A 25,236-nucleotide genomic window follows, 5' to 3' on the forward strand; every position below is an offset into this window, starting at 1 on the left:
GAGAGTTCCGCAATGGACATCACCGCCGCCTCGGCGCTCTGGTTCCTGCCCTTCGTGGCGCCGATCTGCCTGTGGGTCTGCTACACCGACATGAAGTGGATGAAGATCACCAACCGCACGGTCGCCGTGCTGGCGGCGGTCTTCGCACTGGTGGGGCTCGTCGCCCTGCCCCTCGACGTCTACCTCTGGCGCTGGACGCATCTCCTGGCGGTGCTGGTGGCCGGCGTGGCGCTGCACGCGGGCGGCGCGTTCGGCGCCGGGGACGCGAAGTTCGCCGCCGCTGCCGCGCCCTTCATCCATCTCGGCGATCTGCGCCTGTTGCTCGTGCTCTTCGTCGCGACGCTGCTGGCGGCCTTCGTGGCCCATCGCGGCGCGCGGGCCATCGGCCTCAACCGGCTCGCTCCGGACTGGGTCAGCTGGACCAGCGGGTCGCGCTTTCCCATGGGCCTCGCGCTCGGCGGGACGCTGACGCTCTACCTCGCGTTCGGGATCGCCTTCGGACGCTGAGCCTCAGGCGACGTTGCTGGTGACGCTGAGCCGGTAGTCGTGAAAGGCCCGCTCCCGCAGTGGCCGGAGCGCCTTGCGGCCGTCGGACGAGAGCATCGCCTCCACCCTGCCGCGATCGGGAAACTCCAGGACGAGGACGGAGGGCGGCGGATGCCCCTCGCCCTCCCCATGCACGGTGCGGATCGAGAACCGGGTGACCACGCGTCCTCCGGCCCTGTCGACGAGCCGCTGCGCCGCCTCCAGATATTCCGCGAGAGCCTGTGGATCGTCCTCATTCACGCTGAAGACAGAGATTACCTTGACCGACATCGCCCTTGTCCTCGAATCAAACGGGCAGGAGCGCTGCCACGCCCCCGCGAGGGACGCGGCGCGCCCCGTCCTGTCCGTCATCGCGCGGGCGGTCAGACGCCCAACCTCTCCAGCAGGGCCGAAAGCGTCGCGCGCTCAGCATTCGTCTTGCCGGCATGGCGCGCGCGAAACAGCGTCGCCTGGCTGCGCAGCACCGGTTCCTCGTCCAGCACCTTGAGGTGGTTGGCGCGCAGCGTCTCCCCGGTCGAGGTGATGTCCGCGATCGCCTCGGCGGTCAGGTTGGCCACCGTGCCTTCGGTCGCCCCCTGGCTGTCGACCAGTCGGTAATCGGCCACGCCGCCCCGGCGCAGGTAGTCGCGCACCAGCCTGTGATACTTCGTGGCGATCCGCAGCCGCTGGCCGTGCCGTGCGCGGAACGCAGCGGCTGCGGCATCGAGATCGTCGAGCGTGTCGACATCGACCCAGGCCTGCGGCACCGCGACGATCAGGTCCGCGTGCCCGAAGCCGAGCACGGCCAGTTCCTCCACCGTCTGTTCCCACTGGACGAGATGTTCGCGCACGAGGTCCGTGCCTGTCACGCCGAGATGGATGCGCCCCGCCGCCAGCTCGCGCGGGATCTCTCCGGCCGACAGCAGCACCAGCGACACGCCGTCGATCCCCTCCACCGCGCCGGCGTATTCCCGCTCCGACCCCGTGCGCGAGAGGGTCACGCCGCGCGCCGCGAACCAGTCGAAGGTCTTTTCCATCAGCCGGCCCTTGGAGGGCACGCCAAGCTTCACGCTCATGCCCCTTCCTCCCCGATGGCCAGGAGAAGATCGGGCCGGATCACCCCGCCCACCGCCGGAATGCGGGCGCCGCCGCCCAGCCGCGCGGTCAGCGCATCGTAGCGCCCGCCGGTCGCCACAGGCGGCAGGTCCGCCCGTACCGTAGAGGCGAAGCCGAAGACGAACCCGTCGTAATATTCCATCGAGGTGCGCCCGTAGGCGGCTTCGAAGCCCAGCGCATCGACGTCCACGCCGCGCGCGGCCAGGGCGTCGCAGCGCCGCGCGAGCCGCTCCACCGCCGGGCCGATCGACGGCAGGTCGATGGCCAGATCGCGCAGCCGCTCCAGCGCGAAGGGGCAGGTCTCCGACACCTTCAGCAGCGCGTCGAGATGCGCCACCTCCTCGGCCGAGATTGGCGGCTCGGCGGCATCCTCGTGCAGCGCGACGATGCGCTCCCGGATCTCGTCCTCGCCGCGCAGCCCGATCAGCGGCGCCGCCCCCGCCAGCGGATCGGCCGAGGCCAGCAGCGCCGTGCGCGTCGGCGGCACCGGCGTTCGGCCCGCGAAGCGCTCGATCAGCGCCCGGAACCGGCGCGGCCGCCAGAGATGACGCAGCAGCGCCGCGCGTCGCCGCTCCGACGTGCGCAGCCCGGTCACGGCGGCGGTCAGCACGCCGATATCGCCGGTCGCCGCGCGCACCGGGTAATCCTTCAGAAGATCGGCAAAAAGCGCGAAGACCTCTGCGTCCGCCGCCTCCGGATCGGCCCGGTCGAAGACCTCGTAGCCGGCCTGGATATATTCCGAGGCACGCTCGGGATGCTCTTCCTGCCGGCGGAACACCTCTCCGGTGTAGCAATAGCGCGCCGGCTCCGCGCCGCCCCGCATGTGCCGCTCCACCACCGGGACGGTGAAGTCGGGACGCAGCATCAGCTCGCCGCGCGCCGGGTCCTGGGTGACGTAGGCGCGCGCGCGGATCTCCTCGCCGTAAAGGTCGAGCAACGTCTCGGCGGGTTGCAGGATGGCGCAATCGACGGGCATCGCGCCCGCCGCCTCGTACCGCGCGCAGAGCGCCGCGGCGAGGTCGCGCGCCGGGCCATGGGTCATTTGCGCACTCCGGCCAGGATCTCCTGCACCCGCGCGACAAGCTCGCCGCGCGGCGCCTCGAACTGGCTGGGCCGTTCCTTCCATTCCTCGAGCGTCGCGTTCTCGGCGATCTCGGCCCCGAGGATCAGGTCCTTGATCTGCACCACGCCGCGCTCGAACTCCTCGGACCCGGCGATCACGGCGGCCGGCGATCCGCGTCGGTCGGCATATTTGAGCTGGTTGCCGAAGTTCTTGGGATTGCCGAGATAGACCTCCGCCCGGATGCCGGCCTGCCGCAGCTCCGCCACCATCTTCTGGTACTCGGCCATCTTCGCGCGGTCCATCACCGTCACCACGACCGGCCCTTCGGCCTGCCCGCCGACGCGCCCGGTCGCGCGCAGCGCCGCAAGCAGCCGGTCGACCCCGATCGACACGCCCGTCGCCGGCACCGCCTGCCCGGTGAAGCGCTTGACGAGATCGTCGTAGCGCCCGCCCCCGGCGACCGATCCGAACTGCCGCGGCCGCCCCTTCTCATCGGTGATCTCGAAGGTCAGCTCGGCCTCGAACACCGGGCCGGTGTAATAGCCGAGGCCGCGGACCACGGAGGGGTCGATGACGATACGGTCCGGGCCGTAGCCCTGGGCCGCGAGGAGATCCGCGATCTCGCCCAGCTCGTCCACGCCCTCCGCGCCCATGGCAGAGCTGCCGACCGCCGCACGGAGGTTCGCGAGCGTCGCCGCGCTGTCGTCGCCTTTCGATGTCAGGAACGCCACCACCGGTTCGGCCTGATCCGACGCCAGCCCCACCCCGTCGATATAGGCCCCCGACGCATCGAGCCGCCCCTTGCCCAGAAGCTCCCGCACACCCGCCTCGCCGACCTTGTCGAACTTGTCGATGGTGCGCAGGACCGCGTCCTTCTGCGCCTCGTCCTCAAGGCCCATCGCCTCCAGCACGCCGTTCAGAACCTTCCGGTTGTTCACCCGGATGAGGTAGTCGCCGCGCGGGATCCCGACCTCTTCCAGCACATCGGCGAGCATCGCGCAGATCTCCGCGTCGGCGGCCACCGACGGCGCCCCCACCGTATCCGCATCGCATTGATAGAACTGCCGGAACCGCCCCGGCCCCGGCTTCTCGTTGCGCCACACCGGGCCCATCGCGAAGCGCCGATAGGGCGTCGGAAGCTCGTTGCGGTGCTGCGCGTAGACGCGCGCCAGCGGCGCGGTCAGGTCGTAACGCAGCGCCAGCCAGTCGCCGCGGCCCTCCTCGTCGGCCTCCTGCCAGGCGAAGACGCCCTCGTTCGGCCGGTCGACATCGGGCAGGAACTTGCCCAGCGCCTCCACCGTCTCGACGGCGGAGCTTTCCAGCGCCTCGAAACCGTAGCGATGGTAGACCCCGGCGATCGCGTCCAGCATCGCGGCGCGCTCGGTCACCTCGGCGCCGAAATAGTCGCGGAAGCCCTTCGGCGTCTCCGCCTTGGGCCGGGGCTGTTTCTTGACCTTCGCCATGGGGCCGGATCCGTCCTGAGAACTTGCGCCGCCCCTCTAGCCCCTCCGCCCACGGGGGGCAAGCCGCGCCCATTGCGCCGCGCGCCCGATGCGCCTAAGCGCGAGGACATGACCGACACCGAACGCCTCGAATCCTACCTCGCCGACCTCGCCCGCCAGGTGGAGGACCTCTCCGACACCGTCGCGCGCCAGGACGCCGAGATCGCGCGCCTCACCGCCCGCGTGCAGATGCTGCTCACCCGCGAGGCCGAGCGCGAGGCCACCGGCACCGGCGCCCATCTCTACGGAAACGAGACCCCGCCGCACTACTAGGCCCCAAACCGGCCCCCGAAGCGCCCGACCCCTGGTTTCATCTGTCCATAAATATCCCGGGGGTGTGGGGGCAGCGCCCCCACGCAGCTCCCCGCCGACGCTGCCGCTCAGAATTCCTCGACCGCCAGCACCCCGCCGAGCGACTTCACCGCGCCCTTGATCTCCGGCGTGACCGGGAACTCCTCCTCGAGGTCCATCTCCACCTCGCCCGGAAGCCCCGCGTCGTTGAGACACAGCTTCACCGGCCCGCGCCCGGCCTTCGGAAGCTGGTCGGACGCCCGCGACAGGACCGACGCGATATGCGGGATCGCGCCGGTATCCTCCACGAAGATCCGCAGGCCCGCCGTTCCGGCATCTGCCACGACAGTGTCCACCGGCGCCACCGACCGGCCGAGAAGCTTCAACTGGTCGGCCTCCATCGTCGCCTCAACCGTCACCATCACCTTGGAGCCGGTATCGAGGAACTCGCGGCTCTTCTCCAGCGTCTCGGAAAACAGCGTCACCTCGAAGGCGCCCGTCGGGTCCGACAGCTGCGCAAAGGCAAAGCGGTTGCCGCGCGCCGACTTGCGTTCCTGCCGGCCGGCGACGACGCCGGCCATCTTGGCGACCAGCGGCGCGCCCTCGGCCTTGCGCGTGACCTCGTCGAGCGTCAGCACCTGCTTGCGCTTCAGTGCCCCCATGTAATCGTCGAGAGGGTGACCCGAGAGGTAGAAGCCGACCGCCTTGAACTCCTCCGACAGCCGCTCGGCCGGCAGCCAGTCGTTCACCGGCGCCAGCCGCGGCTCCGGCAGGTCGTCGCCGGCCTCGCCGAACAGCGACACCTGGCTGGAATTCTTCTGCTCGTGAATCGCGGCGGAATACTGCACCAGCGCATCGAGGCTCTCGAACACCCGCCGGCGGTTGCGGTCGAGCACGTCGAAGGCGCCGGCGCGCGCCATCATCTCCAGCGGCCGCTTGCCGACGCGCTTGAGATCGACGCGACGGGCGAAATCGAAGAGCGTGGTGAAGGGCTGCTCCTCCGCCGTCGCCGGCGTCCTCGCGCCGCCCTGCGAAGACGCCCGCGAGGGCGGATGAGCGCCCCGCCCTTCCACCACCAGCCGCATCGCGTCGAGCCCGACATTCTTCAGCGCGCCCAGCGCGTAGACGAGCTTGCCGTCCACCACGTCGAAGGTCTCGCGCGAGCGGTTCACGCACGGCGCCACCCACGGCAGCTCCAGCCCCTTCTTCACCTCCTCGAAATAGACGCCCAGCTTGTCGGTGAGATGGATATCGCAGTTCATCACCCCGGCCATGAACTCCACCGGGTGGTTCGCCTTGAGCCACGCGGTCTGGTAGCTGACCACCGCGTAGGCCGCTGCGTGCGACTTGTTGAAGCCGTAATTGGCGAACTTGTCGAGAAGGTTCCAGACCTCCAGCGCCTTGTCGTCGTCCACGCCGTTCTTCTTGGCGCCCTCGATGAATTTCGGCCGCTCGGCGTCCATCGCCTCCTGGATCTTCTTGCCCATCGCGCGGCGCAGAAGGTCCGCGCCGCCGAGGCTGTATCCGGCCATCTCCTGCGCGATCTGCATCACCTGTTCCTGGTAGACGATGATGCCCTGCGTCTCGTCGAGGATGTGATCGATCGACGGATGGATGCCCGCCCGCTCGCGCAGCCCGTTCTTGACCTCGCAATAGACCGGGATGTTCTCCATCGGCCCCGGCCGGTAGAGCGCCACCAGCGCGACGATGTCCTCGATGCAGGTCGGCTTCATGCGCTTGAGCGCATCCATCATGCCGCTGGATTCAACCTGGAACACCGCGACCGTCTTGGCGCGTGTGTAGAGCGAATAGGTCACCGCGTCGTCGAGCGGGATCTGCCCGATATCGTTCTCCGCCCCCGCGAAGGGTTCGTAGATCGTCGTGCCGTCGGCGGCGACGTGCAGATCGCGCCCCGACTTGTGGATGAGGTCCACCGCGTTCTGGATCACCGTCAGCGTCTTCAGGCCGAGAAAGTCGAACTTCACCAGGCCCGCCTGCTCCACCCATTTCATGTTGAACTGGGTCGCCGGCATGTCCGACCGCGGATCCTGGTAGAGCGGCACCAGCGCATCCAGCGGCCGGTCGCCGATCACCACCCCCGCCGCGTGGGTGGAGGCGTTCCGCAAGAGCCCCTCGACCTGCTGGCCGTAGGTCAGAAGCCTGTCGACGACCTCCTCGCTGCGGGCTTCCTCGCGCAGGCGCGGCTCGTCCTTCAGCGCCTTCTCGATCGATACCGGCTTCACGCCCTCGACCGGGATCATCTTCGACAGCCGGTCGACCTGCCCGTAGGGCATCTGCAGCACGCGTCCCACATCGCGCACCGCCGCCTTGGACAGAAGCGCGCCGAAGGTGATGATCTGGCCCACCTTGTCGCGGCCGTACTTGTCCTGGACGTAGCGGATCACCTCTTCGCGGCGGTCCATGCAGAAGTCGATGTCGAAGTCGGGCATCGACACCCGCTCGGGGTTGAGGAACCGTTCGAACAGCAGCGAATAGCGCAGCGGATCGAGGTCGGTGATGGTCAGCGCGTAAGCCACGAGGGAGCCCGCGCCCGACCCCCTTCCCGGCCCGACCGGGATGTCGTGTTCCTTGCCCCACTTGATGAAGTCGGCGACGATCAGGAAGTAGCCGGGAAAGCCCATCCCCTCGATGATGCCGAGCTCGAAATCGAGCCGCGCCTGGTACTCCTCCACGCTCACCGCATGCGGGATCACCGCCAGGCGCTTCTGCAGGCCCTCGTTGGCCTGTCGGCGCAGCTCGTCGACCTCGTCGTCGGCGAAACGCGGCAGGATCGGCGCGCGCTTTTCGGCCATGAAGGCGCAGCGCCGGGCGATTTCCACGGTGTTCTCGATCGCCTCGGGCAGGTCGGCAAACAGCGTCGCCATCTCCTGCGGTGTCTTGAAGTAGTGCTGCGGCGTCAGGCGGCGGCGCGGCTCCTGCTGGTCGACATAGGCGCCGTCGGCGATGCAGATCAGCGCGTCGTGCGCCTCGTACATCTCCGATTTCGGGAAGTAGACGTCGTTCGTGGCGACAAGCGGGATGTCCATGTCATAGGCCATCTCCACGAAGCCGCGCTCGGTCAGCCGCTCGGCCTCGGGCGCGCCGCCGTCGCCGGGATGGCGCTGCAGCTCGACATAGAGCCGGTCTCCGAACGCCGCGTGCAGCCGCCGCATCAGCGCCTCGGCCGGGCCGCGCCCACCTTGGCGCAGCAGCCGGCCCACGGGGCCGTCCGGGCCGCCGCTCAGGCAGATCAGGCCCTCGGCATGGCTCTCCAGCTCTTCGGGTGTGACATGCGCAAGCTCGCCGTCCCCGCGCAGGTAGAGGCAGGTGTTGAGCTTCATCAGGTTCTCGTAGCCCCGCTCGCTCTGCGCCAGCAGGACGACTGGCGCCGGGCGGCGCGGCCGCTCTCCGGGCTGGGGCTGAACGAAGCGCAGGTCGACCTGGCAGCCGACGATGGGCTGGATGCCCGCGCCCGACGCCGTGACGGAGAATTCCAGCGCGGCGAAGAGGTTGTTGGTGTCGGTCACGGCGACCGCGGGCATGTCCATCGCCTCGCACAGGCCCGGCAGCTTCTTCAGCCGCACGGCCCCTTCGAGGAGCGAGTACTCGGTATGGACGCGAAGATGGATGAATCGGGGGGATGCGCTCATGATGCCACGATATGTGGTATGCGCGCGCCGCGAAAGAGCCTGCTCGGGAGGCGGAACGCGATGCCGCAGAGATGCGTTTGTGTAGTGCACACCACCGGCGGGGATATATTGTCATGGGACGTATCATTGGAATCGTGATCGCAGTCGCGATCGTCGTCGCGCTGCTGATCTATTTCGGCTTCATCCAGATCAGCCCCGAGGGCGAAGCCGCGCTTGAGGACGCACAAGACAATGTCGGCGAGGCGGTCGAGAACACCGGCGAAGCCATCCAGGATGAGAACACGGACGGAAACTGATCCACCGATCGGCCGACGGGGTGAAGGCGCGCCGGGACGGCACTTTTTCCTTGCCAACCCGGCGAACACGCTTCTAGCCTTCGCATCTGAGCTTCACCGGCCCGCGCCTTCTACGCCGCATCGAGGGCGCGCGGGACCACGGTCGATCTGTAACGCGGCGGGTCATCTTGCATGGATATCGACTTTCTTCTGAACGGAGAGAGGGTCGAGCTGCGGGGCGTGGGCGCCACGACCACGCTGCTGGACTGGCTGCGCGAGGCGCGCGGCCTCACCGGCACGAAGGAAGGCTGCAACGAAGGCGATTGCGGCGCCTGTTCGGTCATGGTCACCGATGCGGACGGGGCACGGGCGCTCAACGCCTGCATCCTGTTCCTGCCGCAGCTTCACGGCAAGGCGGTGCGCACCGTGGAGGGGATCGCCGGACCGGACGGCGCGCTGCACCCGGTGCAGGACGCGATGATCGCCCGCCACGGCAGCCAGTGCGGCTTCTGCACGCCGGGCTTCATCGTGACGATGGCGGTCGCGCATCTCAACGACGACCGGCGGCACGACGACGCGCTGGCCGGGAACCTCTGCCGCTGCACCGGCTACGCGCCGATCGTTCGCGCCGCGGAGGACGCCGCAGCGGCTCGGGTGCCGGCCTGGATGCACGACGATGCGGTGTCCGCCGCGGCGATTGACGACACCGCGGCCGGTCTGCGGGATCGCCCACCCTACCTGTTGACGCCCGGCCCCGGCTGGGAGGCCCCCGAAACGCTGGACTCGCTTCTGGAGAGCACGGCCGCGCGCCCCGAGGCGACGTTGATCGCCGGCGCCACCGATGTGGGGCTCTGGGTCACGAAGGGGCTTCAGGACCTCGGCGAGGCAATCTTCCTCGGCCGCTGCCGCGAGTTGCAGGAGATCACCGTTGAGGACGACACGATCCGCATCGGCGCGGGCGTGACCATGGACCGGGTGCACCGGCTGATGGCCGGCCACCACCCGTCCTACGCGGAGATGATCCGCCGCTACGGCGGCGGTCAGGTGCGCGCGGCTGCGACGATCGGCGGCAACATCGCCAACGGCTCGCCCATCGGGGACAACCCGCCGCCGCTGATCGCGCTCGGCGCGACGCTGCATCTGGCCCATGCGGCGGGGCGGCGCGAGATGCCGCTGGAGGACTTCTTCCTCGAATACGGCCGGCAGGACCTGCGCCCCGGCGAGATCGTGGAGGCGGTGTCGCTACCCGCCCAGGCGCCGCGCATGAAGGTCTGGAAGATCTCCAAGCGCTTCGACCAGGACATCTCGGCCATCTGCGGCGCCTTCGACATCTCGGTCGCGGACGGGCGCGTCACGGCCACGCGCATCGCCTTCGGCGGCATGGCCGGCGTGCCGAAGCGCGCCGAAGCGGTGGAGCGCGCGCTGATCGGGCAGCGCTGGTCCGGGGACGCGATCGCGGCGGCCTGGGACGCCTTCGCCGCGGATTTCCAGCCGCTGAGCGACATGCGCGCCTCGTCCGACTACCGCTTGATGATCGCGCGCAACCTCCTGGCCCGGTACCTCTTGGAGGACCTCGGCGCAGAAACCGACGTTCTGAAGGTGGCGCCATGAGCGTGTCCAAGCCCCTGCCCCACGACGCCGCGCGGCTGCACGTCACCGGCGCCGCGCGCTACGTCGACGATGTCCCCGCACCGCGGGACTGCCTGTCGCTCGCCTTCGGCCTTTCGCCCATCGCGGCGGGGCGGATCGTGTCGCTCGATCTTGCCCCGGTGCGCGCGGCGCCCGGCGTGGTGACGGTGCTGGAAGCCTCCGACCTGCCATTTGCCAACGACGTCTCGCCCTCGATCCACGACGAACCGCTGCTCTCGGGGCATTCGGTGCACTATCTCGGCCAGCCAGTTTTCCTCGTGGTGGCGACCTCGCACCTCGCGGCACGGAAGGCGGCGCGGCTGGCGAAGATGGAAACGGAGCGGCGCGACGCGCTCCTGACCCTCGAAGAGGCGCTGGAAGCCGACAGCCGTTTCGAGGAAGGCCCGCGGATCTGGCAGAAGGGCGACGCGGGCGAGGCCATCGACGGTGCCGCGCATGTCGTCGAGGGCTCCATCGCCATCGGCGGGCAGGAACATTTCTACCTCGAGGGCCAGGCGGCGCTGGCGCTGCCGCAGGAGGGCGGCGACATGGTCGTTCACGCCTCGACCCAGCACCCGACGGAAATCCAGCACAAGGTCGCCGATGCGCTCGGCCTGCCGATGCATGGCGTGCGCGTGGAGACGCGGCGCATGGGCGGCGGCTTCGGCGGCAAGGAGAGCCAGGGCAACGCGCTCGCCGTCGCCTGCGCGGTGGCGGCGCGGGCGACCGGGCGGCCCTGCCGCATGCGCTACGACCGCGACGACGACATGACGATCACCGGAAAGCGGCACGACCTGCGCATCGACTACCGCGCCGGCTTCGACGCGGACGGCCGGATCGCCGGCGTGGAGTTCGAGCATTACATGCGCTGCGGCTGGGCGCAGGACCTGTCGCTGCCGGTCGCCGACCGGGCGATGCTGCATTCCGACAACGCCTATCACCTGCCCGCCGCGCGGATCGAGAGCCACCGGCTGAAGACCAACACCCAGAGCGCCACCGCCTTCCGCGGCTTCGGCGGCCCGCAGGGGATGCTGGGGATCGAGCGGGTGATGGACCACGCCGCGCACGTGCTGGGGATCGACGCGCTGGAACTGCGGCGGCGGAATTACTACGCGGAGATGGAGGGAGGGGGGCTGTCCGCCCCCCGCGCGCCGGAGGCACGCCCCCCCGAGAGTATTTCGGACGAGAAGAAGCAGGGGGACGGTGCCCCTGTCGGGACGGAAGCGCGGGACGGGCCCGACCTGCCGGAGGATCCCTCGGTCGACGTGGCCTCGCGCGGGGCACTTGGCACGGTGCCGCAGGGTTGCGGCGCGCCGGCACCTGAGGGCGCGCAGACCACGCCCTACGGCATGGCAGTCGAGGATTTCGTGCTGGGCGGGCTTACCGGGCAACTGGCAGAGAGCTGCAGTTACGCGGCGCGACGCCGGGCGGTGACGGAGTGGAACGCAGCGAACCCGATCCTGAAGCGGGGGCTGGCGCTGACGCCGGTGAAGTTCGGGATCTCGTTCACGCTCACGCATCTCAACCAGGCCGGGGCGCTGGTGCATGTCTACCAGGACGGCTCCATCGCGATGAACCATGGCGGCACGGAGATGGGACAGGGCCTGTTCCAGAAGGTCGCGCAGGTGGCCGCCGACCGGTTCGGGGTGGACGTCTGCGCGGTCAAGATCACCGCCACCGATACTGGCAAGGTGCCGAACACCTCGGCCACGGCTGCATCGTCGGGGTCGGACCTCAACGGCATGGCGGTGAAGGCGGCCTGCGACACGATCCGGGACCGCATGGCGGCGCATCTGGCGAAGCGGTATCAGGCCGCGCCTGAGGCGGTTCGTTTCGCGGAGGGCCGGGTGGAGGTCGGCGGCGAGAGCCTCGATTTCGCGCAGGCCGTGAAGCTCTGCTACGAGGGGCGCGTGTCGCTGTCGTCGACCGGCTACTATCGGACCCCGAAGCTCGACTGGGACCGGATCCGGGGCCAGGGACGGCCGTTCTTCTACTTCGCCTACGGGGCGGCCTGCACGGAGGTCGTGGTCGACACGCTGACCGGCGAGTACCGGATGCTGCGCACCGACATCCTGCACGATGCGGGCGCCTCGCTGAACCCGGCCATCGACATCGGCCAGATCGAGGGCGGCTTCGTGCAGGGCGCCGGCTGGCTGACCACCGAGGAGCTGGTTTGGGACGACGACGGCCGATTGCGCACGCACGCGCCGTCGACCTACAAGATCCCCGCCGCCTCGGACGCGCCGCGCGTGTTCAACGTGGCGCTCTGGGACGGGGCGAACCGGGAGGACACGATCTACCGCTCCAAGGCGGTGGGCGAGCCGCCGCTGATGCTGGGGATCTCGGCCTTCATGGCGCTCTCGGACGCGGTCGCGGCCTGCGGGCCGGGCTATCCCGCGCTCGACGCACCGGCGACGCCCGAGCGTGTGCTGACGGCGATCCAGACGGTGCGCGATGGGTTTTGACACCGCCGCCCTGCGGGAGGCCGTGGCGCGACACGGGCGGGTGGCCCGCGTGGTGGTCGCCGAGGTGCATGGATCGGCCCCGCGCGAGGTCGGCGCGGCGATGCTGGTCTGGGACGGCGGACAGGCGGGCACCATCGGCGGCGGCGCGCTGGAATTCGAAGCCGCGCGGGAGGCGTTCGGCCGCGAGGGTCTGCGGCGCTACCCGCTCGGCCCGGCGCTCGGCCAGTGCTGCGGAGGAGCGGTGACGCTGCTGACGGAGGTCTACGACGCGGGCCGCGCGGCGGCGCTCGACGGGCCGGTGATCGCGCGCGGGCCGGGCGAGGCGCCGCTTGCGGTGCGGCGCATCCTCGGCGCGGCGCGGGCGCGCGGCGAGATGCCGGCGCCGCGGCTGATTCGGGACTGGTTCGTGGAGCCGGGGGCGGAGCACGCCGTGCCGCTGTGGATCTGGGGCGCGGGGCATGTCGGGCGGGCGCTCATCGGCGCGCTGGCCCCCTTGCCGGAATTCGAGCTGACCTGGGTGGACACCGCGCCGGAGCGCTTTCCCGACGCGCCCGCCGCCCGCTGCCTGCCGGTGGCCGAGCCGGCCCGCGCCGTCGCCACGGCACCGCAAGAGGCCTGGCACCTGGTGCTGACCTACAGCCACGAGATCGACCTGGCGATCTGCCATGCGCTGCTGTCCCGCGGCTTCGGCTTTGCCGGGCTGATCGGGTCGGACACCAAGTGGGCGCGGTTCCGGTCGCGGCTGGCCGCGCTCGGCCATGCCGACGCCCATATCGCGCGCATCTGCTGCCCGATTGGGCAGAAATCGCTTGGCAAGCACCCGCAGGCCATTGCGCTCGGCGTCGCCGCCGATCTACTGGGCAGAAAACACCACAGGGACGGTGCGCGTTGGACGAGCCACTCCTCAGCCTCCGGGGCCTGACCAAGGCCTATCCCGGCGTCGTTGCCAACGACGACGTGTCCTTCGATATCGGGCACGGCGAGATCCACGCGCTTCTGGGCGAAAACGGCGCGGGCAAGTCGACGCTGGTCAAGATGATCTACGGGCTCGTGCAGCCCGATGCCGGCGAGATGGCGCTGCGCGGGGCGCCGTTCGCCCCGGCCGAGCCCTCCGCCGCCCGGCGCGCGGGTGTGGCGATGGTGTTCCAGCACTTCTCGCTCTTTGATGCGCTGCCGGTGGCCGAGAACGTCGCGCTGGGGATGGAGACGCCGCCGAAGACCCGCGACCTCGCCCGGCAGATCCGCGACGTGTCCGAGGAATACGGCTTGCCGCTCGATCCCTACCGCACGGTCGGCACGCTTTCGGCCGGGGAGCGCCAGCGGGTCGAGATCGTGCGCTGCCTGCTGCAGGAGCCGCAGCTTCTGATCATGGACGAGCCGACGTCGGTGCTGACGCCGCAGGAGGTGGAGATCCTGTTCGCCACGCTGCGCAAGCTGAAGTCCGAGGGGCGGTCGATCCTCTACATCTCGCACAAGCTGGACGAGATCCGGGCGCTCTGCGACACCGCGACGATCCTGCGGCTTGGCAAGCGCGTGGCCACCTGCACGCCGACCGAGACCTCCGCGCGCGAGCTGGCGGAGATGATGGTGGGATCGAGCTTCGCCGCGCCCGAACCGCGCGGCACCGCGCCGGGGGAAGTCGCGCTCGAGGTCGCGGGACTGAGCCTTTCGGCGCCCGGCGCCTTCGGCACGCCCCTGCGCGATGTCGGGTTCGAGCTCAGCCGGGGCGAGGTGCTGGGGATCGGCGGGGTCGCCGGGAACGGACAGGACGAGCTTCTGTCGGCGCTCTCGGGCGAGCGGCTGGCGCCGCGCGGAACGATCTTCCTCATGGGACAGGACGTGAGCCGGCGCAGGCCGGTGGCGCGTCGGGACGCGGGGCTTCTGTCGGCGCCCGAGGAACGGCTCGGCCACGCCGCCGCGCCGGACATGAGCCTGACCGAGAACGGCGTGCTGACCGCGGCGCGGCGCGAGCGTATCGTCCGGCGCGGCTTCATCGACTGGGCGCGAGCGAAGGGCTTTGCCGAGAAGGTCATCGAGAGATTCGACGTGCGCACCCCCGGCCCCGGCACGGCGGCGCGGGCGCTCTCGGGCGGCAACCTGCAGAAATTCGTCATCGGGCGCGAGATCCTGCAGCGGCCCGAGGTACTGGTGGTGAACCAGCCGACCTGGGGCGTCGATGCGGCCGCGGCGGCGGCGATCCGGCAGGCGCTCCTTGACCTCGCCGCGGAGGGCGCGGCGATCCTGGTGATCAGCCAGGACCTCGACGAGCTGATGCAGATCTCCGACCGTTTCGCGGCGCTGAACGAAGGGCGGCTGTCGCCGGCGCGGCCGGTCGCGGGGCTGACGATGGAACGCATCGGCCTGATGATGGGCGGGGCGCACGACATGGAGGTGGCGCATGGAACGGCCTGACCGCGCGCCTGTGGCGGCGCCGGATGTGAGTATTTGGAACGAGAAGAAGCAGGGGCGCGGTCTTCTGCGGCTGCCGCGGCGCGCAGCAGCGGGGGCCCTTGAAGGTCCCCTGGCTTCTTCTCGTCAAAAATACTCGAAATCCGCGGCTGCCGCCCGCGCTACCGGCCGGAGGACGGGCGCATGATCGCGCTGGAGCGCCGCCGCCAGCCCTCGCGGGTGTGGACCTGGGCCGCGCCGCTCGCCGCGGTGGTGCTGACGATGATCCTCGGCGGGGCGATGTTCGCCGCACTCGGGGTGGCGCCGCTGGAGGCGATCAGGACGATCTTCTGGGATCCGCTCTTCAATCCGCAATTCGCCTCCTATTCGCGGCCGCAGCTTCTGGTGAAGGCGGGGCCGCTGATCCTCATCGCCATCGGCCTGTCGCTGGGCTTTCGCGCCGGGATCTGGAACATCGGCGCCGAGGGGCAGTACATCATGGGCGCGATCTGCGGCGCCGGCGCGGGGCTGGCCTTCTATCCCGCCTCGTCGGTGCTGATCTTCCCGATGATGGTGCTGGCCGGGGCGCTCGGCGGCTGGGCCTGGGCGATGATCCCGGCGATCCTGAAGACCCGCTTCGGCACCAACGAGATCCTGGTGTCGCTGATGCTGGTCTACGTGGCCGAGTCGATCCTCGCCTCGGTGTCCTCGGGCCTGTTGCGCAATCCCGACGGCATGGGCTTTCCCGGCTCGCGCAACCTGCGCGAATGGGGGTCGGCCGCGAACAACGAGTTGATCGCCGATACCGGCATGCATTGGGGCGTGGTCGCCGCCTTCGTCGCGGTGATCCTGACCTACGTGCTGCTCACGCGGCACATCCAGGGCTTCAACATCCGCCTGTCGGGCGAGGCGCCGCGCGCGGCGCGCTTTTCCGGCGTCAGCCCGGCGCGGGTGGTGATCTTCTGCCTCGGCACCGCCGGGGCGCTCGCCGGGCTCGCCGGGTTCTTCGAGGTCAGCGGACCGGCCGGGCAGATCTCCATCGACTTCAACTCGGGCTACGGCTTCACCGCGATCATCGTCGCTTTCCTCGGCCGGCTGCATCCGGTGGGCATCCTGCTCGCCGGCCTTCTGATGGCGCTGACCTATATCGGCGGAGAGCTGGCGCAGCTCATGCTTGGGGTGCCGGGCGCGTCGATCCAGCTTTTCCAGGGGATGCTGCTGTTCTGCCTTCTGGGCGTCGACGTGTTCACCAATTACCGCCTGCGCCTGAGCCGGGGAGAGACGGCATGATCCTCGCCAGCCGCCAGGGCCGCGCGCTCGTCGTCTTCCTGCTTGTCGCCACGCTCTCGGCGGCGATCCCGGGCTATGGCATCGCCTTCGCCGCGATGGTCTTCGGGGCGCCCTTCATCGGGCTGCCCGCCCTGGCGGTGCTCTACGCGCTGGCCTGGTGGCTCGACCGGCGGCGCGGCACGCTGGATCTGCGCGCGGCGATCCTCGGCCTGATCGCGGGCGGCTTTATCGCCTTCCTCTTCTGGGCCGCCTCGTTCGATCCCTCGGGAGGGCCGCGGTGATGGAGAGCATCAATCCGATCCTGCTGATCGCCAGCATCATGGTCTCGGCCACGCCGATCCTGCTGGCTGCCATCGGCGAGACGGTGGTGGAGCGATCGGGCGTTCTGAACCTCGGCGTCGAGGGGATGATGATTACCGGCGCCGTCGTCGGCTTCGCCGTCGCCGTGAACAGCGGCAGCCCCGGCGCGGGCTTTGCCGCCGCGGCGCTCGCCTCGGCGGTGCTGTCGCTGAGCTTCGGCGTTCTCACGCAGCTACTGCTGTCGAACCAGGTGGCGACGGGGCTGGGGCTGACGCTGGTCGGGCTGGGTCTCTCGGCGCTGATCGGCAAGCCCTACGAGGGGATGAAGTCCCCCACCCTGCCCAAGCTCGACCTCGGCCCGTTGTCGGACCTGCCGATCCTCGGCCGGATCCTCTTTTCGCACGACATCATGGTCTACCTGTCGATCGCGCTCGTCGCCGCGGTCTGGGCGGTGCTGAAATTCACCCGCGCCGGCCTGATCCTGCGCGCGGTGGGCGAGAACCACGACGCCGCCCACGCGCTCGGCTACAAGGTGGTGCGCATCCGCCTGATGGCGATCTTCTTCGGCGGCGCCTGCGCCGGGCTCGGCGGCGCCTACCTGAGCCTCGTGCGCGTGCCGCAATGGACCGAGGGGATGACGGCCGGCGCCGGCTGGATCGCGCTGGCCATCGTGGTCTTCGCGTCCTGGCGGCCGTGGCGGGTGCTGATCGGCGCCTACCTCTTCGGCGGGGTGACGGTGCTGCAGCTCAACCTGCAGGCCGCGGGCGCGGACGTGCCGGTCGCGATCCTGTCGGCCTCGCCCTACCTCGTGACGATCCTGGTGCTGGTGATCATCTCTGCCCGCGGGGTGCACGGCGCGCCCGGCTCGCTCGGCCGGCCCTTTCACCCGGGCCTTTAGTCCGGGGCCGAGCCTCTTCGCTGGGCTCGCCCGAGGCGTCGCCCTTGGAATCGTTGCCTTTCCGGCCGTCGAGCGCATGTGGGCCTTGCGCAGTGCCATCGAACCCGACGATGATCGGGCCCGAACGACCAAGACCTCAGGGGAGACGACACATGAACCGCAGAACCTTGCTCGCGAGCGCCGCGATCCTCGCCGCCGCGCCGGCCTTCGCCCAGGACGATCCCGTCAAGGCGGGCTTCATCTATGTCGGACCGATCGGCGACGGCGGCTGGACCTACGAGCACAACCAGGCCCGCCTCGCGGTCGAGGAGCATTTCGGCGACGCCGTCGAGACGGTGTACCAGGAGAGCGTCCCCGAGGGCGCCGACGCGGTGCGCGCGATCACCCAGATGGCGCTGTCGGGCGCCGACATCATCTTCACCACCTCGTTCGGCTACATGGATCCGACGATGGAAGTGGCCGCCAAGTTCCCGGACGTGAAGTTCGAACACGCCACCGGCTACAAGACCGCCGACAACGTCTCCACCTACTCGGCGCGCTTCTACGAAGGCCGCGCCATCCAGGGCCACATCGCCGGCTCGATGACCGAAACGAACAAGATCGGCTACATCGCGTCTTTCCCGATCCCCGAGGTCATCCGCGGCATCAACTCCGCCTACCTCCACGCCAGCAAGGTGAACCCCGATGTCGAGTTCTCCGTTGTCTGGGCCTACACTTGGTTCGACCCCGCGAAAGAGGCCGACGCCGCCCGCGCGCTGATCGAGAACGGCAACGACGTGATCCTGCAGCACACGGATTCCACCGCGCCGCAAGCGGCCGCTCAGGAGGCCGGCGACGTCATCACCTTCGGTCAGGCCTCCGACATGGCCGAGTACAAGCCGCAGCCGCGGGTGTCCTCGATCATCGACGACTGGGCGCCCTACTACATCGATCGCGTCCAGGCGGTGATCGACGGCACCTGGGAAAGCCAGCAGGTCTGGCACGGCATCGACGAGGGCATGGTCGAGATCGGAGAGATCACCGACGCCGTTCCCGAAGAGGTGCGCGAGGAAGCTCTCGCACTCAAGGAAGAGATCGCCAGCGGCGAATATCACCCGTTCACCGGACCCATCAACCGGCAGGACGGCTCGGCCTGGCTCGCCGAGGGCGAGACCGCCGACGACGGCACGCTTCTCGGCATGGATTTCTATGTCGAGGGTCTGACCGGCGAGATCCCGAACTGAACCCTAGGCGGCGAGGGCGGATTCATCCGCCGCCCTCGTCGCCAAGGCGCGCCGCGCACCGCAGCTTCGCCCCCGCGCTCGGCACCGCACCGCCCGCAGGCCGCGCCAGGAGCAGCGTCTCACGCCGCGGGAAAAGCGCGCCCCTCCCCTCATCTGGCCGACCGGGCCACGGGGAGCGCGAGCGGGGGCACGCTCGCTCGGCGCGGTCAAGAAGGCGTGCCGCGGCAGGACGAAAAAAAGGCCGGGCACAAAGCCCGGCCAAGTCCAACAGGGAGGTTCGGCACGCGATGTCCCGCACGTGCCAACGGGCTCTGACAGGAACACGGATACCCGCAGCAGGTTCCCGGCGTCCGGTCAGAAATCCAGGACATCAGGACATCAGACGGTAGCCCCCGGATTCGGTCACCAGAAGCCGCGCGTTGGACGGGTCCGGCTCGATCTTCTGGCGCAGCCGGTAGATGTGCGTCTCCAGCGTGTGCGTCGTCACGCCGGCATTGTAACCCCATACCTCGTGCAGGAGCACGTCGCGCGCCACAACGCCCTCCGGCGCGCGGTAGAGGAACTTGAGGATGTTGGTCTCCTTCTCCGTCAGGCGGATCTTCTTGTCCGCCTCGTCCACGAGAAGCTTCATCGCCGGCCGGAACGTGTAGGGTCCGAGCTGGAACACCGCGTCCTCGGATTGCTCGTGCTGGCGCAGCTGCGCACGGATCCGCGCCAGCAGCACCGGGAACTTGAAAGGCTTGGTCACGTAGTCGTTCGCCCCGGCATCGAGCCCCAGGATCGTGTCGGCGTCGCTGTCGTGCCCCGTCAGCATCAGGATCGGCGCCTTCACCCCCTGCTTGCGCATCAACCGGCAGACCTCGCGGCCGTCATTGTCCGGCAGCCCCACGTCGAGGATGATCAGGTCGAAGAGCTGCTCCTTCACGCGCGCCATGGCGACAGCGCCGCTTTCCGCCTCGAAGACCTCGAAGTCCTCGGTCAGAACGAGCTGTTCGGCGAGCGCCTCGCGCAGGTCGTCGTCGTCGTCGACGAGAAGAATGTTCTTCAGCTGGGCCATCTTGCGGTCCTCCGTCATTTTCCCGCAAATGTGATGCACCGGGCGCGGCGGCAATGTTTGTGGCACGGCTCTCACGCCCTCGTGTCCCGGTGGCGGCTTTGTTACAACCGTGTTTCACACTTCAGCCCCGACCGTCCGCGAAAGGCGCGCCGATGTCCCTCGCTCCCGACCTGACCGAAACGCTCGCCCGGGCGCGCGGCGACCTGCGCATGGGGGTGCCGGTGGTGCTGGAGGGCGCGGCCGGTGCCGCGCTGGTCCTCGCCGCCGAGACGCTGACCGCGGACCGGCTCGCGGACATGCGCGCGCTCGGCCCCGTCGACCTCGCAATCACCGGCCGGCGGGCCGAGACGCTAAAGGCACGCGCCTATGACGGCGACATCGCCCGCGTCGCCCTGCCCGAGGACGCGCACCGCGACTGGGTCACCGCCCTCGCCGACCCCAAGGACGACCTCGCCCGCCCGATGAAGGGCCCGCTCGTCACCCGCCGCGGCGGCGACGCGACACTGCACCGCCTCGCGCTGACCCTCGTGAAATCCGCGCGCCTTCTGCCCGCGGCGCTCGTCGTCCCGCTCGCCGATCCCGCCGGCACCGCCGCGACCCACCGGCTCGGCTGCATCGACGCGGTGGCGGCGGCGCCGCACCTGATGCGCCTCAGCCCGCTCGATCACGTCGTCACCGCGCGCGTGCCGCTCCGCGCCGCCGAGGACGCGCGCCTGCACATCTTCCGCCCCGAGGACGGCTCCGAGGAACATTACGCGATCGAGATCGGCCGCCCCGACCGCGCCGCCCCGGTCCTTGCGCGCCTGCACTCGGCCTGCTTCACCGGCGATCTTCTCGGCTCGCTGAAATGCGATTGCGGCCCGCAGCTCAACGCCGCGCTGGCGCAGATGGGGGCCGAAGGCGCCGGCATCCTGCTCTATCTCAACCAGGAGGGCCGCGGCATCGGGCTTGCCAACAAGATGCGCGCCTACGCCCTCCAGGACCAGGGCTTCGACACGGTGGAGGCGAACCACCGCCTCGGCTTCGAGGACGACGAACGCGACTTCCGCCTCGGCGCGCAGATCCTCGAGCGGCTCGGCGTGGGCAAGGTGCGCCTTCTGACCAACAACCCCGCCAAGATCGCGCGCATGGAAGACAGCGGCATCGCGGTGGCCGAGCGCGTCCCCCTCCGCGTCGGCGAGACCCGCTTCAATCACCACTACCTCGAGACCAAGGCAAAGAAGTCCGGCCACCTCCTCTGAGACGCCATCCGCCCCCGCGGCCCACGCCGGGCTCTATCGTGCCTCTCTCTTCTTCTCGTTCAAAATACTCCGGGAGCGCGAGGGCAGCGCCCTCGCTCCTCACCCCTCCGCCCGCTCCGCCGCGCGGGTATCGCGCTCGGCCAGCACCGCCCGCCGCTTGGTGGCCAGCGACGCCGCGATCACCCCGATCGCCACCATCCCGATCAGGATCGTCGACAGCGCGTTGATCTGCGGGCTCACCCCCAGCCGCACCGCCGAGAAGATCTTGATCGGCAGCGTCGTCGCCGAGGGCCCGGTGGTGAAGGACGCGATCACCAGATCGTCGAGCGACAACGTGAACGCCAGAAGCCAGCCCGAGATCACCGCCGGCGCGATGATCGGCAGCGTCACCAGCCGGAATGCCTGCGCCGGCGTGCAGCCGAGGTCGAGCGCCGCCTCCTCCAGCGCCCGGTCGAAGGTGGCGAGCCGAGAGGACACCACCACCGAGACGTAGCACATCGAAAAGGTCGTGTGCGCCAGCACCACGGTAAAGATCCCGCGGTCGAGCCCGATGCCGATGAACAGCAGCAGCAGCGACAGCCCGGTGATCACCTCTGGCATCACCAGCGGCGCGTAGATCATGCCCGAAAACAGCGTCCGTCCGCGAAACCGGCCCATCCGCACCAGCGTCAGCGCCGCGAGCGTGCCCAGCACCGTGGCGAGCGTCGAGGACAGCACCGCCACCCGCACCGTCACCCAGGCGGCGTCGAGGAACGCCTCGTCGCGCAGAAGCTCGCCGTACCAGCGGGTCGAGAAGCCGCCCCAGACGGTGACGAGTTGCGAGGCGTTGAAGCTGTAGATCACCAGGATGACCATCGGCAAGTAAAGGAACGCGAAGCCCAGCGTCAGCGAGGTCGCGTTGAACCACGAAAACCGATTCATCCCTCGCGCTCCCGCTGCTTCTGCTCGTTGCGCTGGAACAGCACGATGGGCACGATCAGGATCAGCAGAAGGATGATCGCCACCGCGCTCGCCACCGGCCAGTCACGGTTGGAGAAGAACTCCTCCCACAGAACCTTGCCGATCATCAGCGTGTCCGAGCCCCCGAGGAGCGACGGGATCACGAATTCCCCGATCGCCGGGATGAACACCAGAAAGCACCCGGCGACCACGCCGCCGCGCGACAGCGGCCAGGTGACCAGCCAGAACGCGCCCAGCCGCGAGGCGCCGAGGTCCTCGGCCGCCTCCAGAAGCGCATCGTCCATCTTCTCCAGCGTGGCGTAGATCGGCAGCACCATGAACGGCAGGTAGGTGTAGACGATGCCGACATAGACGGCATTGGTCGAGTTGAGGATCTGCAGCGGCGCGTCGATGATCCACAGGTCCATCAGCACGCGGTTGAGGATGCCGTCCGACGACAGGATCCCGATCCAGGCGTAGACGCGGATCAGGAACGAGGTCCAGAACGGCAGGATCACCAGCATGAGCAGCGTCGGCCGCCATTCCGGCGCCGCGCGCGCCATCCCGTAGGCGATCGGATAGCCGATCGCGAGGGTGATGAGCGTGGAGACGAACGCGATCCAGACGGAGCTCAGATACGCCCGCCAGTAAAGATCGTCCTGCGTCAGGAACACGAAGTTCTCGAAATCGAGCCCCGACAGGAAGTCACGGATCCCGGCCCAGCCCTCCGACAGATCGAGCGTCGGCGTATAGGGCGGGATCGCCACCGCGATATCCGACAGCGAGATCTTCAGAACGATTACGAAGGGCACCAGAAACAGCGCCAAAAGCCACAGATAAGGCAGCGCGATGACCGCCAGCCGCCTCATGCCGCGGCCTCCGCCCCGCGCGCACGGCCATACGCCGGCGCGGCGAAATGTAGGGTGGGCAATCTGCTCACCTTGCGCCCGGCCTCGCCCGCCACGCTCACCGCTCCAGAAGGACGCCGCAGCCGGCGGTCCAGTTGATCCACACCTCGTCCTCCCAGGTGAAGGGCTGGCGGGTGTCGCGTTCGGTGTTGAAGTTCTGCGCCTTCACCACCCGCCCGTCGGCCAGCCGCACGTGGTACGTGGACAGGTTCCCCAGATAGCCGATGTCGATCACCGTGCCCTTGAGGACGTTGTCGTCCTCCACCCGGTTGCGGTGGATCTCCACCTTCTCAGGCCGGATCGCCACGTGGCAGCGCGCCCCTTCCGCGAGGTCGAGACCCGAGCGCACGCGCAGCGGCGGTTGCCCCTCGGCCCACTCGACCGTGTAGCCGCCCTCGGCGCGCCGCGCCGTGCCCTCGATGATCGTCACGTCGCCGATGAAATCGGCCACGTAGAGCGACGCCGGCTGCTCGTAGATCACCGGCGGTGTCGCCACCTGAACGATGCGCCCCTCGTCCATCACCGCCACGCGGGAGGCGACCGTCATTGCCTCTTCCTGGTCGTGGGTGACGATCACGAACGTCGTGCCGGTCTTCTCTTGGATGTCCATGAGCTCGAACTGCGTCTCTTCGCGCAGCTTCTTGTCGAGCGCGCCCAGAGGTTCGTCGAGCAGCAGCAGCTTCGGCGCCTTGGCGAGAGAGCGCGCCAGCGCCACGCGCTGCCGCTGCCCGCCCGAGATCTGGTGCGGCTTGCGGCGCGCGAACTTCTCCAGCCGCGTCAGGCGCAGCATCTCGGTCACGCGCTCGTCGATCTCGCCCTTCTCGCGCCCCTCGCGCTTCAAGCCGAAGGCGATGTTCTCCCACACCGACAGGTGCGGGAAGAGCGCGTAGTTCTGGAACATCATGTTGACCGCGCGCCGGTTCGGCGGCACCCGGCCGATATCCTGCCCCGACAGGTGAATACTCCCCTCGGTCGGCGTCTCGAAGCCGGCGAGCATCCGCATCATCGTCGTCTTGCCGCAGCCCGACGGCCCGAGCAGCGCGAAGAACTCCTTGGCGTAGATGTCGAGCGTCAGATCGTCGATCGCGGTGAAGTCGCCGAAGCGCTTGGTGACGCCGCGAAACTCGATCAGCGGCGTCGCGTCCGGGTCGTCCCAGGGCGCGAAGACCGCCGGTCGGGTCCGCTCAGCGGTGGCGGTGGACATGGATCGTCACCTTGAGATGTGAGGACGCACGCAAGCCCGCCGCGCGGGGCGGCGGGCCCAAGGACGCGGGAGGCTCAGACCCCCGACTTGATCGATGTCCAGAGTCGGGTGACCGTGCGCTGCACGCGCGGATCGTAGGGCGTTGTGGTGTAGAGATTGTCCAGCGTCTCCTGGTCGGGGTAGATCGCCGGATCGCCGATGACGTCCTCGTTGAGATATTCCTGAGACGCCTCGTTGCCATTGGCGTAGTAGACGTAGTTGGACGCCTGCGCCATGTTCTCCGCGTCGAGGATGAAGTTGAGGAATTCGTGCGCGGCCTCGGGGTTCGGGGCATCCGCCGGGATTGCCATCTGGTCGAACCACATCTGCGCGCCTTCCTTCGGGATGCTGTATTCCACGGTCACGCCGTTCTCGGCCTCGGCCGCCCGGTCGCGCGCCTGCAGGATGTCGCCTGACCAGCCCACGGCCACGCAGATCTCGCCGTTCGCCAGCGCGTTGATGTATTCCGAGCTGTGGAATTTCTGTATATGGGGCCGGATCTCGGCGTACACGTCGCCGGCCTGTTCGATCACCTCGGGGTCGTGGCTGTTGGGATCCTCGCCGATGTAGTTGAGCGCGGCGGGAATCATCTCTGCAGGCGCGTCGAGGAAATGCACACCGCACTCGGCCAGCTTCTCCATGTTGGCCGGATCGAACACCAGGTCCCAGGAATTCATCGGCGCGTCCTCGCCCAGCGCCTCCTGGACGCGGTCGACGTTCACGCCGATCCCGGTCGTGCCCCACATGTAGTTGATCGAGTACTCGTTGCCCGGATCGTAGGCCTCCGTCCGGTCGGTGACGACGGACCACAGGTTGTCGATGTTCGGCAGCTGCTCCTTGTCGAGCTTCTGGAACGCGCCCGCCTGGATCTGGCGCTGCAGGAACGTGCCGGTGGGCACCACCACGTCGTAACCCGAGTTCCCGGCGAGCATCTTGGTCTCCAGAAGCTCGTTCGAATCGAAGACGTCGTAGATCAGGTCGATCCCGGTCTCTTCCTCGAACTGGGTCAGCAGATCCTCGTCGATGTAGTCGGACCAGTTGTAGACGCGCACCTCCTGCGCGGCGGCGGCGCCGGCCAGAAGGGCGGCGGCGGCGGTCAGGCTGGTCAAGCGGTGAATCATGTCGGGCTCCCTGTGATCCGGGGGCTCTGCCGGCCCCGTCGGATCGGATGTGATCAAATCTTGCCCGGCCGGGCAATGAAAAGATCATGCGACGCGCGTTCGGCGTCCGCAA

General features: G+C 69.1%; 22 protein-coding genes. 12 read left to right on the forward strand and 10 right to left on the reverse strand.

Annotated features, from left to right (window positions below; all coding sequences use genetic code 11):
• The first annotated feature begins 12 nt into the window (after nucleotides 1-12).
• Nucleotides 13-507 (forward strand): prepilin peptidase, encoded by a 495-nt coding sequence (locus tag F3H57_RS01305; RefSeq protein WP_149754068.1) that lies wholly within the window; start codon nucleotides 13-15, stop codon nucleotides 505-507.
• A gap of 3 nt (nucleotides 508-510) precedes the next feature.
• Here the strand turns inward: F3H57_RS01305 and F3H57_RS01310 are convergent, their stop codons facing one another.
• The 4 genes from F3H57_RS01310 to hisS all read right to left on the reverse strand — a co-directional run bounded on the left by F3H57_RS01310 (nucleotide 511) and on the right by hisS (nucleotide 4,167).
• On the reverse strand, nucleotides 511-816 hold the full coding sequence (locus tag F3H57_RS01310; protein WP_188129569.1) for a DUF1330 domain-containing protein: 306 nt from the start codon (nucleotides 814-816) through the stop codon (nucleotides 511-513).
• 92 nt (nucleotides 817-908) lie between these two features.
• A complete protein-coding gene (gene hisG, locus F3H57_RS01315) occupies nucleotides 909-1,601 on the reverse strand; it encodes an ATP phosphoribosyltransferase (RefSeq protein ID WP_149754070.1) in 693 nt (230 codons plus the stop codon).
• Nucleotides 1,598-2,683 (reverse strand): ATP phosphoribosyltransferase regulatory subunit, encoded by a 1,086-nt coding sequence (locus F3H57_RS01320; RefSeq protein WP_149754071.1) that lies wholly within the window; start codon nucleotides 2,681-2,683, stop codon nucleotides 1,598-1,600. Before F3H57_RS01320 ends, hisG begins: the two co-directional genes overlap by 4 nt.
• Nucleotides 2,680-4,167, reverse strand: a complete 1,488-nt coding sequence (gene hisS / locus F3H57_RS01325) for a histidine--tRNA ligase (RefSeq protein WP_149754072.1) — start codon at nucleotides 4,165-4,167, stop codon at nucleotides 2,680-2,682. Before hisS ends, F3H57_RS01320 begins: the two co-directional genes overlap by 4 nt.
• Before the next feature lie 108 nt (nucleotides 4,168-4,275).
• Here hisS and F3H57_RS01330 point away from each other — a divergent pair, with 108 nt between their 5' ends.
• Complete coding sequence (locus F3H57_RS01330) at nucleotides 4,276-4,479, forward strand: SlyX family protein (protein ID WP_149754073.1); 204 nt, start codon at nucleotides 4,276-4,278, stop codon at nucleotides 4,477-4,479.
• A 107-nt stretch (nucleotides 4,480-4,586) separates the two neighbouring features.
• Here the strand turns inward: F3H57_RS01330 and dnaE are convergent, their stop codons facing one another.
• Nucleotides 4,587-8,147 (reverse strand): DNA polymerase III subunit alpha, encoded by a 3,561-nt coding sequence (gene dnaE / locus F3H57_RS01335; RefSeq protein ID WP_149754074.1) that lies wholly within the window; start codon nucleotides 8,145-8,147, stop codon nucleotides 4,587-4,589.
• A 113-nt stretch (nucleotides 8,148-8,260) separates the two neighbouring features.
• Between dnaE and F3H57_RS01340 the strand changes: the two genes are divergently transcribed.
• From F3H57_RS01340 to F3H57_RS01380, 9 genes are all read left to right on the forward strand, one after another.
• Nucleotides 8,261-8,443, forward strand: coding sequence for a hypothetical protein (locus F3H57_RS01340; RefSeq protein ID WP_149754075.1), 183 nt, complete (start codon nucleotides 8,261-8,263; stop codon nucleotides 8,441-8,443).
• Between the two features lie 171 nt (nucleotides 8,444-8,614).
• The gene (gene xdhA / locus F3H57_RS01345; RefSeq protein ID WP_149754076.1) at nucleotides 8,615-10,033 is read left to right on the forward strand and encodes a xanthine dehydrogenase small subunit; all 1,419 of its coding nucleotides are present in this window, start codon (nucleotides 8,615-8,617) and stop codon (nucleotides 10,031-10,033) included.
• Nucleotides 10,030-12,516, forward strand: coding sequence for a xanthine dehydrogenase molybdopterin binding subunit (locus tag F3H57_RS01350; RefSeq protein WP_149754077.1), 2,487 nt, complete (start codon nucleotides 10,030-10,032; stop codon nucleotides 12,514-12,516). Before xdhA ends, F3H57_RS01350 begins: the two co-directional genes overlap by 4 nt.
• Complete coding sequence (gene xdhC / locus F3H57_RS01355) at nucleotides 12,506-13,438, forward strand: xanthine dehydrogenase accessory protein XdhC (RefSeq protein WP_149754078.1); 933 nt, start codon at nucleotides 12,506-12,508, stop codon at nucleotides 13,436-13,438. Before F3H57_RS01350 ends, xdhC begins: the two co-directional genes overlap by 11 nt.
• Nucleotides 13,405-14,928, forward strand: a complete 1,524-nt coding sequence (locus F3H57_RS01360) for an ABC transporter ATP-binding protein (protein WP_149754079.1) — start codon at nucleotides 13,405-13,407, stop codon at nucleotides 14,926-14,928. Before xdhC ends, F3H57_RS01360 begins: the two co-directional genes overlap by 34 nt.
• A 180-nt stretch (nucleotides 14,929-15,108) precedes the next feature.
• Nucleotides 15,109-16,194, forward strand: a complete 1,086-nt coding sequence (locus F3H57_RS01365; protein ID WP_149754080.1) for an ABC transporter permease — start codon at nucleotides 15,109-15,111, stop codon at nucleotides 16,192-16,194.
• Entirely contained in the window at nucleotides 16,191-16,475 is a 285-nt protein-coding gene (locus F3H57_RS01370; RefSeq protein WP_149754081.1) for a hypothetical protein, read from the forward strand. The genes F3H57_RS01365 and F3H57_RS01370 overlap by 4 nt, the downstream gene beginning before the upstream one ends.
• Entirely contained in the window at nucleotides 16,475-17,392 is a 918-nt protein-coding gene (locus F3H57_RS01375; RefSeq protein ID WP_188129570.1) for an ABC transporter permease, read from the forward strand. The genes F3H57_RS01370 and F3H57_RS01375 overlap by 1 nt, the downstream gene beginning before the upstream one ends.
• 152 nt (nucleotides 17,393-17,544) lie before the next feature.
• The gene (locus tag F3H57_RS01380) at nucleotides 17,545-18,615 is read left to right on the forward strand and encodes a BMP family ABC transporter substrate-binding protein (protein WP_149754082.1); all 1,071 of its coding nucleotides are present in this window, start codon (nucleotides 17,545-17,547) and stop codon (nucleotides 18,613-18,615) included.
• 370 nt (nucleotides 18,616-18,985) lie between these two features.
• Here the strand turns inward: F3H57_RS01380 and F3H57_RS01385 are convergent, their stop codons facing one another.
• Nucleotides 18,986-19,672 carry a response regulator transcription factor gene (locus tag F3H57_RS01385; protein WP_149754083.1) on the reverse strand — a complete coding sequence of 229 codons (687 nt, stop codon included), beginning with the start codon at nucleotides 19,670-19,672 and terminating at the stop codon, nucleotides 18,986-18,988.
• Nucleotides 19,673-19,824: 152 nt separating this feature from the next.
• Here F3H57_RS01385 and ribA point away from each other — a divergent pair, with 152 nt between their 5' ends.
• Nucleotides 19,825-20,913 carry a GTP cyclohydrolase II gene (gene ribA, locus F3H57_RS01390; RefSeq protein WP_149754084.1) on the forward strand — a complete coding sequence of 363 codons (1,089 nt, stop codon included), beginning with the start codon at nucleotides 19,825-19,827 and terminating at the stop codon, nucleotides 20,911-20,913.
• Nucleotides 20,914-21,012: 99 nt separating this feature from the next.
• On the opposite strand, the gene F3H57_RS01395 is transcribed toward ribA, so the two are convergent.
• The 4 genes from F3H57_RS01395 to F3H57_RS01410 form a co-directional block, all read right to left on the reverse strand.
• A complete protein-coding gene (locus tag F3H57_RS01395) occupies nucleotides 21,013-21,834 on the reverse strand; it encodes an ABC transporter permease (RefSeq protein ID WP_149754085.1) in 822 nt (273 codons plus the stop codon).
• Nucleotides 21,831-22,721, reverse strand: a complete 891-nt coding sequence (locus F3H57_RS01400; RefSeq protein ID WP_149754086.1) for an ABC transporter permease subunit — start codon at nucleotides 22,719-22,721, stop codon at nucleotides 21,831-21,833. The genes F3H57_RS01395 and F3H57_RS01400 overlap by 4 nt, the downstream gene beginning before the upstream one ends.
• 97 nt (nucleotides 22,722-22,818) lie before the next feature.
• Nucleotides 22,819-23,964: an ABC transporter ATP-binding protein gene (locus F3H57_RS01405; RefSeq protein WP_149754087.1), complete on the reverse strand. Its 1,146-nt coding sequence runs from the start codon at nucleotides 23,962-23,964 to the stop codon at nucleotides 22,819-22,821.
• Nucleotides 23,965-24,038: 74 nt separating this feature from the next.
• The gene (locus tag F3H57_RS01410) at nucleotides 24,039-25,124 is read right to left on the reverse strand and encodes a polyamine ABC transporter substrate-binding protein (RefSeq protein WP_149754088.1); all 1,086 of its coding nucleotides are present in this window, start codon (nucleotides 25,122-25,124) and stop codon (nucleotides 24,039-24,041) included.
• Between the last annotated feature and the right edge of the window lie 112 nt (nucleotides 25,125-25,236).

This window comes from Roseivivax sediminis (assembly GCF_900112685.1).
Taxonomy (GTDB): Bacteria; Pseudomonadota; Alphaproteobacteria; order Rhodobacterales; family Rhodobacteraceae; genus Roseivivax; species Roseivivax sediminis.